Origin of the sequence: Paenibacillus caui, assembly GCF_019904135.1 — a bacterium.
Lineage (GTDB): Bacteria > Bacillota > Bacilli > Paenibacillales > Paenibacillaceae > Fontibacillus > Fontibacillus caui.
This window is the reverse complement of sequence record NZ_JAIOGQ010000002.1, coordinates 258,157-267,037: the sequence shown is the minus strand read 5'-3', so window position 1 is coordinate 267,037 and position 8,881 is coordinate 258,157. Positions and strand designations below refer to the sequence as shown.

General features: G+C 41.7%; 11 protein-coding genes and 1 pseudogene. All 12 read left to right on the top strand.

Annotated elements, in window-relative coordinates; genetic code table 11:
* Nucleotides 1–429, top strand: a 429-nt coding sequence (locus K7397_RS02420) for an RNA-guided endonuclease TnpB family protein (protein ID WP_223066342.1), incomplete at its 5' end; no start/stop codon positions are given.
* 308 nt (nucleotides 430–737) lie between these two features.
* Entirely contained in the window at nucleotides 738–3,176 is a 2,439-nt protein-coding gene (locus tag K7397_RS02415) for an EAL domain-containing protein (RefSeq protein WP_223066341.1), read from the top strand.
* A gap of 78 nt (nucleotides 3,177–3,254) precedes the next feature.
* Nucleotides 3,255–3,326, top strand: coding sequence for a hypothetical protein (locus K7397_RS02410; protein ID WP_337926664.1), 72 nt, complete (start codon nucleotides 3,255–3,257; stop codon nucleotides 3,324–3,326).
* A 549-nt stretch (nucleotides 3,327–3,875) separates the two neighbouring features.
* A pseudogene (locus K7397_RS02405) lies at nucleotides 3,876–4,184 on the top strand (helix-turn-helix transcriptional regulator); the annotation flags it as partial.
* Nucleotides 4,185–4,466: 282 nt separating this feature from the next.
* On the top strand, nucleotides 4,467–4,706 hold the full coding sequence (locus K7397_RS02400; RefSeq protein ID WP_223066340.1) for a DUF3977 family protein: 240 nt from the start codon (nucleotides 4,467–4,469) through the stop codon (nucleotides 4,704–4,706).
* A 138-nt stretch (nucleotides 4,707–4,844) separates the two neighbouring features.
* On the top strand, nucleotides 4,845–5,582 hold the full coding sequence (locus tag K7397_RS02395; RefSeq protein ID WP_223066339.1) for a class I SAM-dependent methyltransferase: 738 nt from the start codon (nucleotides 4,845–4,847) through the stop codon (nucleotides 5,580–5,582).
* A gap of 56 nt (nucleotides 5,583–5,638) precedes the next feature.
* Complete coding sequence (locus tag K7397_RS21970) at nucleotides 5,639–5,869, top strand: hypothetical protein (RefSeq protein ID WP_337926662.1); 231 nt, start codon at nucleotides 5,639–5,641, stop codon at nucleotides 5,867–5,869.
* 12 nt (nucleotides 5,870–5,881) lie between these two features.
* Nucleotides 5,882–6,274 (top strand): hypothetical protein, encoded by a 393-nt coding sequence (locus K7397_RS21965; protein WP_337926661.1) that lies wholly within the window; start codon nucleotides 5,882–5,884, stop codon nucleotides 6,272–6,274.
* 421 nt (nucleotides 6,275–6,695) lie between these two features.
* The gene (locus tag K7397_RS02385; protein ID WP_337926660.1) at nucleotides 6,696–7,196 is read left to right on the top strand and encodes a GNAT family N-acetyltransferase; all 501 of its coding nucleotides are present in this window, start codon (nucleotides 6,696–6,698) and stop codon (nucleotides 7,194–7,196) included.
* A gap of 34 nt (nucleotides 7,197–7,230) precedes the next feature.
* Entirely contained in the window at nucleotides 7,231–7,551 is a 321-nt protein-coding gene (locus tag K7397_RS02380; protein WP_223066338.1) for a hypothetical protein, read from the top strand.
* Nucleotides 7,552–7,967: 416 nt separating this feature from the next.
* Nucleotides 7,968–8,315, top strand: coding sequence for a hypothetical protein (locus tag K7397_RS02375; protein WP_223066337.1), 348 nt, complete (start codon nucleotides 7,968–7,970; stop codon nucleotides 8,313–8,315).
* A 25-nt stretch (nucleotides 8,316–8,340) separates the two neighbouring features.
* Entirely contained in the window at nucleotides 8,341–8,790 is a 450-nt protein-coding gene (locus K7397_RS02370) for a VOC family protein (RefSeq protein WP_223066336.1), read from the top strand.
* The last annotated feature ends 91 nt before the right edge of the window (nucleotides 8,791–8,881 follow it).

Sequence of the window (8,881 nt, the reverse complement as noted above, 5' to 3'; positions counted from 1 at the left end):
AAGAAATTGAAGGCTATTCGCAATCTCGATGACAAGGAACAACGATATATGAAAGACCAAGACCACAAAGTGAGTCGTGCAATCGTCAATTTTGCTAAAGAAAATAAGATTTCTGTCATTCGCCTAGAACAATTAGCGAATATTAGACAGACGGCAAGAACGAGCCGTAAAAACGAAAAGAATTTGCATACTTGGCCATTCTATCGCCTATCTCAATTCATTGAATACAAAGCGAATTTGGAAGGTATTAAAGTTGAATATGTGAATCCTGCGTACACAAGTCAAACATGTCCGAAGTGTTCAGAAAAGAACAAGGCACAAGATAGAAAATATAAGTGTAAATGCGGATTCGAAAAACATAGAGATTTAGTCGGTGCTATGAATATTCGATATGCACCTATGATTGATGGTAACAGTCAATCAGCCTAAGATGCTATATGCACTGTCTTAGGAGGGGCAATGAGATGCCCTCATCTTGAAGGCTGTTCAAAACAGAAAAGGACTGCGAACGATTAGTCATTCAAGAATCCCACCCGTCACACCGTAAGGTGTAGGGCTTGCGACTTTAGTCGTGGGAGTCTCAAAAAACCTTCTTAAATCTCTTAGACTAAGGACAACTGGGGATAGAAACGTCATTTTCTTGAAAATCCTGGTAAGCAGTTATGGAGCCGGGATTTTTTTGCTGTTTGAAAGTTTTGCAGGTACTGGCAGATGAGCTGACAGAAAGAAGGGTATTTATGGAGCACATGCATGGCTCTTTTGATATAGAGCTAGTCTTATTTTCGTATGGCGTAGCCGTCATGGCATCCTACACAGTTCTGAATTTGGTAGACCGGTTAAGCCACACCCGGGGCTGGTTGCGAAGCCTGTGGCTGTTGTTCGGCGCTTTGGCAATGGGCCTTGGAATATGGTCCATGCATTTTGTAGGGATGCTGGCCTTTTCCCTGCCGATGGAAGTTGAATACGATTTGACGGAAATCTTAATCTCCATGTTTGCGGCAATCGCTGCATCGGCTGTGGCTATGCATATTGTAGGGAGAGAGCGGATGACGTTTTGGCAATGGCTTGGAGGGGGTCTCCTTCTGGCTCTGGGAGTTATCGCCATGCACTACATAGGCATGTCTGCCATGCTCGTAGGTATTACATATGATTATCGATTGGTGTTTCTTTCTGTTATCATTGCAGTCGTTGCGGCGCTGGCGGCGCTGGCCCTGTCTTTCTATTTCAAAAAAGAAGATGCAAAGCGGATGGGATGGAAAAAGCTGGGCAGCGGTTTCGTGATGGGCGCAGCGATTGCCGGCATGCATTATACCGGAATGTGGGGAGCCAGCTTTTATGCAAGCTCTGAAAATTTTTCTTCCGGAATCGTTCTTCAGCAAAGATGGCTCGCCTATCTCATTATCGCCGTAACGATAGCTACACTGACTCTGTCTCTGTTCAGCATGTTCATCTCAAGAAGGTTTGAACGCCAGCAGTCCAAATTGCTGGAGAACGAAAAAATGTTCAGATCGCTTTATGAAAACAATCAGGACGGGATTATCACGGTGGATCTTAAGCAGCGAATTATCGGCATCAACGGGGCAGCGGCCCTGATATTTGAAGTGAACAGGACTTTGTTCTACCACCGGCAGCTTCACTCGCTTGTAGCGGAGACAGACGATTTTAATAACATCAGCAGCATTTTTGAACACTTAAGCATGGAAAGAAAAAGCTATGAAACCAGAATCAAGCTGCATACCGGAAAAAACTTGGATATTCATCTGATGACCGTTCCGCTTGAAGTCGAGGGGAAATTGATCGGGCATTATATCATTATCCGGGATATTACCGCCGAAATGCAGGCCAAGGAACAAATTCACTACCTTGCCTTTCACGATGAGCTGACGGGACTTGATAATCGGCGGAAATTTAACCAACAGCTCGAAGAAATGATCCAGTCTCACGGCAGCACCGGCCGCCGATTCGCCATTATGATCATGGATATGGACAGGTTCAAAATGATTAACGATTCACTGGGCCATATTTACGGCGATTTGTTTCTTAGAGAAATGAGTGAGCGTATTCGGCAGTTTACCCGTGATTATCCGGTCAGTCTGGCGCGGATTGGCGGAGATGAGATTACGGTGCTCTATAATAATTGTAACGAGAAGGAAGCGGCTGAGCTCGCAGAACGTCTGATCAGGAATATTCACAGGCCTTTCCGCCTGAAGGATAATAACTTCTTTGTTACGGCAAGCGTGGGAATCGCCATGTATCCCGATCACGGAGAAGATTCGGTCAAACTGTTGAAGCACGCGGATGCGGCAATGTATGAGGTCAAGAAGAACGGAAAGAACGGGTATCAGTTTTTCTCCAGCCAGCTGGATGAACAGCTTCAGGAGAAGGTCGAGCTTGAATCCGATCTAAGAAAGGCGCTGCAGAACCAGCAGTTTCTGCTCTACTATCAGCCACAAATCCGGGCCGAAGATCATGTAATGATCGGCGTTGAGGCTCTGGTGCGGTGGAATCACCCTGTCAAAGGGATTATTAGCCCTGCGCAGTTCATTCCGGTCGCTGAAGAACTGGGAGTGATCATTGAGCTTGGCAACTGGGTTCTGCGCGAAGCTTGCAGCCAGATGAAGAGGTGGCATAAGGCCGGGGGTCCCTTGATTCCCGTTTCTGTAAATTTGTCTTCCCAGCAATTTCATCAGCACAATCTTGCCGGCCTTATTTCCGATATTCTGACTGAGACCGGACTCGATCCGAAATATCTGGAACTTGAAATCACGGAAAGCATGATGATGGATCCTTCCGCATCCATCTCCATTCTCCAGCACTTGACGAAGCTCGGAATCCGGATCAGCCTGGATGACTTCGGGACAGGCTACAGCTCTTTAAGCTATTTGAAGCAGCTCCCGATTCACAAGCTGAAAATCGACCGTTCTTTTATCCGCGACATTGTAAATAGCGATAGCGATAAGGCGATTGTATCGACGATCATTTCTATGGCCCGGCATCTGGATATGGAAGTGATCGCGGAAGGAATCGAAACGAAGGAACAGCTTGATGTGGTTACAGATACGGATTGCAGGGAAATACAAGGCTACTATTACAGCAAGCCTTTATCCGCCGTTGATGTGGAGAACGTCTTTTTCATTCCGCAGAGGGATAATGGGGGCGAGTTTGATACGAACTGACGAAATTCGCCTTTAAATCTCTTCAAGCCTCATATAGATATTGATGAACATGGCATTCGCGCCTCGTTGAAGGATGGAGTGCTGAAGCTGGAAGTGCCGAAACGTCAATCACCTCCAAACAGACGGATTCAGATTCAAGACGGCGAATAATCGCGAAGCTGTTGAAAAAGCCGAACCGGCGGCATGATTTGGCCTGAACGGAACCATGGTCCAAATAAAAGGGCTTCGTCATTTTGTGCAGAAATGGTTCATCCGGCAGTTCCTCCATATACTTCTTCACATCATTTAAGCCTGAAGTCATCCAGCGGACCCACTTTTCCTGATCCGTGCCTGCTGCAATTTCATTTTCCAGGTTGCGGATGTCCGGCTCTCTTTTCTCCTGAAGAATCAGCAGATCGACAGCGGGAACCGATACCAGATGGAGAACGAGCTCCTTCAGCGACCTCATATTTTCCCGGGGTCTGAAGTCCAGGTCCTCTGGTTTTATTTTTCGGATCAGGTTCACCGATGTCCTAACGATATGTTCCAATTCCTCCAGCAGCAGTTGTTTCAGTTCCTTGACAGGTTGCATGGGCGGGTTCACTCCATTTCGTGTTTTGGGTGCGGCCGTTATAAGCGGCTGGGCTTGATTTAGATTGTAGCTTATAATAGTGACAAGTATTGTCAATATCACAAAAAAAAATAATAGAGGTTTGTCTGATGTCCAAATCAAAACGGCTCATGGAGTTAATGATGGCGGTCAACCGAAAACGCCGGTTTACGGTCAAGGAACTCGCCCGGGAGTTTGACGTATCGACGAGAACCATTTTAAGAGACCTGCAGGAGTTGAGCGACTTGGGCGTTCCGCTTTATTCGGAGGTCGGCCCGCACAGGGGCTATCAGGTATTGAACGAAAGAATGCTCCCGCCAATCGCATTTACGGAGGAAGAGGCGGTGGCAATCTTTTTTGCAAGCCATGCCTTGCGCCACTATTTGTATATGCCTTTTGAAACGGAAATCTCGTCAGCCCACGGTTATAAATCCGCCTGAGCTGGTGGAATGCATCCAACGGATGCTTGGGGAAATGATGGCCAAGTACAGTTGAAGCATCTAGCTGTAAAGGAGCTTTTTTCGCCGCCCATAACCCTTTCCCTAGTTACAGAAGTGCAGGCGGGAACAAGAGGCAGTGGTGAAGATTAAACAAAGAATGATTAAGCGTACTCAGCGAACTCCCGAGAACAAGGCGCATTAGAAATCGAAGTTTAATAATGCAGTTTGCAGAAATATTAGCTATAAGGAGAAGGAAACAATTTGAAGAAGTATATTGAGGTTGGTTATGGAAATAGGTGGTTAATTAGAACCGAGATTGAAAACCCAGATGGTACTGAAGCTGAATTCAAAGGAATCATAAAACCGTTTAAATTGGAATCAATTTACTTAAGGGTTTGGATTGGTTATAAAGTGCTTGTTATTGATATGAAAGATGGTATTAAGATTAATAGAAAACAGAGAAAATGTATTAAATTAATATTGGGGTTTTCTGGGATATAATAATGGTAAAAATTCAAGAGCTTCGTATATCAAATTCACACAGCAATCTAAGAGTCCTTGGTTTGTTCGAGAAAATTAATTTAATACTGACTAAAGCTTAAAGCAATACTATTACTCCCAGTCAAAGGAGCCAAATCTATGAATAAAATGACGCGTGATAAAGCCTTGCAATATGCTAAGTATCGATTGCCTTATTCAACAGCAGCAAGCAGGTTTGTCATTGAGACAGCGAATGTAAGTCAAGGGTTGGTTGCCGATATTGGAGCAGGAACCGGACTTTTGACTGAGCACTTTGTTGGTAATGTAGGGAAGGTATTTGCGATAGAGCCTGAACTTGCAATGCGTAATGTTGCACATGATTTAATTGGGGAACGACAGGATATTGAATACATAGATGGAGCAGCTGAGAACACAAAACTTCCTGATCAATCGATTGATTTAATTGTAGCTGCAAATGCATATCATAGATTTCAACCGGCAAGTATAATAGAATTTAAAAGAATACTTAAACCGAATGGGATGTTAGCAATTTTCTCTTATTATGATGATTGTAATTTTTTGCGAGACACCATGCGTGTATGTAACATTGAACAATATAATAAACGATTAGCTGCGACTAGGCATAAGGAGCCAGTTCAATATTTTTATGGAGACTCCATACCAAGCAGATATTTGTTTAAACAAGAACAAAGCGAGACATGGGATGAATATTGGGGAGCGGTTGTGTCTGGCATGGAATCCCCTGATGTGAGCGATGAATGGTTTGCGACATTTCAGAAAGCACATCAACAACGATTTAATGATATGGCAACAAGTGGAGTAATAACAGTAAAATACAGTACAGAAGTTTGGATAGGACAACCGAAATTTATTTAAGACATTTTGAGAAAGCGAGTTCAGTAAGATGATGAAAAATTTTATGATTGGACAATATGGAACATTTGATTACAAGAAATACAGACGAGATTTTAAGGAGTCCTTTTTTTGGAATTGAAGCATGCCTTTTTAATAAAGAAGAGAATATATTTAATCTGATCAAGGAATCAAAGGCTCGTCCTTTTGAAATTGGAATTCATTTTCCGCTGCGAGCCGGCCTTTCCAGCTTGAGAGATGCGCTGTTCCTTTCCAAGGATAAAACGGTGAGAGAAAATGCTTTTGAATGAATACAACAAGAGTTGAATTATTTAGCTAGTGCGAAACCAAAGTATGTTTTATTTCATTACCCCAAGCCAGTAATATTAGATGATCGGGTTGATTGGAGCAAGTGGCGTTTCGCGGATCGCAAAGAGTACGTTTATGAAAGTAATTTCTCTGTTAATGAATTTTTAGAGCATAGCGAGTATTTATTTCAATGGCTATCCCTTAAGAGTGATGAGCATAACTTTATCCCTGTTTTAGAATTTGATGCATTGAATAAGTATATTTACCAAACAGACCTGTTAGAAGAACTGTTAAATAAGTATAGAAAAATTAAATTATGTTTGGATACTGGCCGACTGTATTTACAGGAGAAGGTGGATCCGTTTTTTAGCTCGAGACAATTAATCAAGAAATATGCGAAAGTTTGAGCATCGATCAGACTTCATAAGCGATGATGATTTAGAGAGATGCTATATGTGGGTAGATAAGGTATTAAATACTGAAGAATGATCGCTGCGCAGGTACAAGAAAAAAGGTCGTGAAACCTTCATGAAAAAAAAATTACCACACTGACTGCTGGTCTATTCATACTAATTGCAGGAATTTCACTCTATATCGGAATAATTAAATCACTAACAGACAATAGAGAAGTAAGAGTCATTAAAGTGGAATTCAAAGATGAGCCCGATGTACATTACTATTATACATATCATTATAAATCCCGAATAACAGAAGTAGTTCAAAGTGGTATCAAACCCTTAAATAGTAGGGAAGATAAGAATTTCAAACATATGGAATAAAAATGAGGCGATGAAATGTTAATGGGTAAACGAGTAGTATTTACGGCCTGTGGTAGAAGAAGATTGGGAACTTCGTTATAAATGGCTTTCAGATCCCGAAGTAAATTCAACTTTAACAGCGGGGAACGGAATGCCGTTAACTCCTAGCACCATCAGGGAGCGGACACGGAAGTATGCCGAATCCAATGAAAAAAGTGTTTATCATACAATTCTAAATGAAGCTGCTGAACCAATAGGGAACGCGCAATTATTTAAAATTGATCCTTGGAATCGAAATGCTGAATTAGGATTATGGATTGGAGAAAAATCAGCATGGGGGAAGGGTTATGGTACGGAGGTTATTGGAATCCTTGTTCAGTTTGCGTTCAACCGTTTAAATCTGCACAAAGTGTATCTTACCGTTGATTCAGATAATTTGAGAGCCATTCGTTGTTACGAGAAAGCAGGTTTTCATCACGATGGCATACTGCGCGATGAGGTCTTTAAAAATGGACAATACGTAAATCGAATATATATGAGTGTCCTTAAAACTGACCTAATTCAGACATAAAACAAAGAAGCTATATGAAAAGGGGGGCGACAATATGAAATACTCATATCACCCAATGACTTTGGTTGATGCGAATGAAATAATTACATGGAAATATGATGATGCGTATTCTATAAATAATTTTTCCGGTGAGGACGATGAGCTATCTGAATTGATGAACGGTGAGTACATTTCTACATATGATGCGGAAGAAAATTTAGTTGGATTTATATGCCACGGTGAGTCCGCTCGCGTTCCTGGTGGAACAAAAGCCGGATTCTACAAAGAACAGGATTATATTGATATCGGTCTGGGCCTAAAACCGGATTTAACGGGTAAAAAAATGGGATTCACCTATTTTAAATCAAGGAATTGAATATTTGAGAGAAAGCCTGCAATCTAATAAATTTCGACTCGTAGTAGCCGAGTTTAATAAAAGAGCAATCAAAGTGTATGAACGGGATGGCTTTGCAAGAGACGTAGAGTTTTACAGCAGTGTGAACGGGAAAGAAACTCTGTTTATTGGCATGAAGCTGGATTTAAGCGGCTTTAGAATGGCATCCCCATCATATAATCCCGCATTCGCGGCGGGCCGGCTAACACTATCTCTTGGTCGGCAAGAGGTGATTCGGAAGAGGCATCAGCGGACAACCACAACCCAGCAAGACTAAGTGCATCGGGTCCGCCTGGCCTTAAGTCGGCGAGGGTTTATGAAATAACAAAAAGTTAGCGGAATTTCCCCGCTATAAGAACACTTTCGAATTTCACAGCAAAATAAGAAAGGATTTTACAATGACCATTATAGGTACAATTATTGGAATAATTGCAGCAATCGCTCTATCAATATTCCTTGGGCCGTTAGGTGGAATTGTACTGATTTCTGTAATATTTGGTTTAGTATTAAGTACGCACATTAGAAACAAGAAAATTTATGATGATCTTCAGAGAATTAAAGAGAAGTTGGAAATTGAAGAGCAACATGATTTTAATATGTCCAATGAAGAAATTGAAGAAGAACTTGAAAATGATATGACTGATTCTGTTGAAATGGAAGAAATAAATAAGCAAATTGAGAAGGAGTTGGAAGAGTATATTGAAATCAATGATAAAGAACGAAAGAAAGAAGTGAGAACAAGTTAAAATCAAACAAGGGGAGTGATTATTTGTGAGCACAGAGTTTGCGTTTACACGTGTAGGTTATGTTTACGTACCGACATCAAATATTGATGAATCTATAGAATGGTATATGCATAACCTGGATTTTAAATTGATGGACAAGTTTGAAGATCGTGGATCTTACTTGGCGGTGTTACATCATCCCCACAAGAATTCTATAGCATTACTCCTTATTGAGACTGAAGACAGCAATAGATTGGAAATAGCCCGAAATGGAAGCCCCTTTCCCATCATGGCTTTGAATTGTCCGGATATTGAATTTACTCATAGTTACTTAAATGCTCATGGAGTTGAAGTGGGAAACTTGAAAACGCTCGGAAATGGGGAAGCGAAGTATTTTTATTTCAGAGATAACCAAGGGAACCTTTTAGAAGCCGCATGGTCGATTTGGGATCCGGAAGATGAAATAAAAGAGGAATTTCGGGCGAATTTGTTTTAAACTATTTTTTACTTATTTCTGGAAACGAAAGTGAAGTAGGATAGCAGTAGGAAAGAAACAATAAATCTTTGAACGCACGGATAGGAGGAGA

Excerpts from the sequence above, each read along its gene's own strand:
- K7397_RS02415 (WP_223066341.1), top strand. The coding sequence starts at position 738 with ATGGAGCACATGCATGGCTCTTTTGATATAGAGCTAGTCTTATTTTCG.
- K7397_RS02375 (WP_223066337.1), top strand. The coding sequence starts at position 7,968 with ATGACCATTATAGGTACAATTATTGGAATAATTGCAGCAATCGCTCTA.
- K7397_RS21970 (WP_337926662.1), top strand. The coding sequence starts at position 5,639 with ATGGAACATTTGATTACAAGAAATACAGACGAGATTTTAAGGAGTCCT.
- K7397_RS02395 (WP_223066339.1), top strand. The coding sequence starts at position 4,845 with ATGAATAAAATGACGCGTGATAAAGCCTTGCAATATGCTAAGTATCGA.
- K7397_RS02380 (WP_223066338.1), top strand. The coding sequence starts at position 7,231 with ATGAAATACTCATATCACCCAATGACTTTGGTTGATGCGAATGAAATA.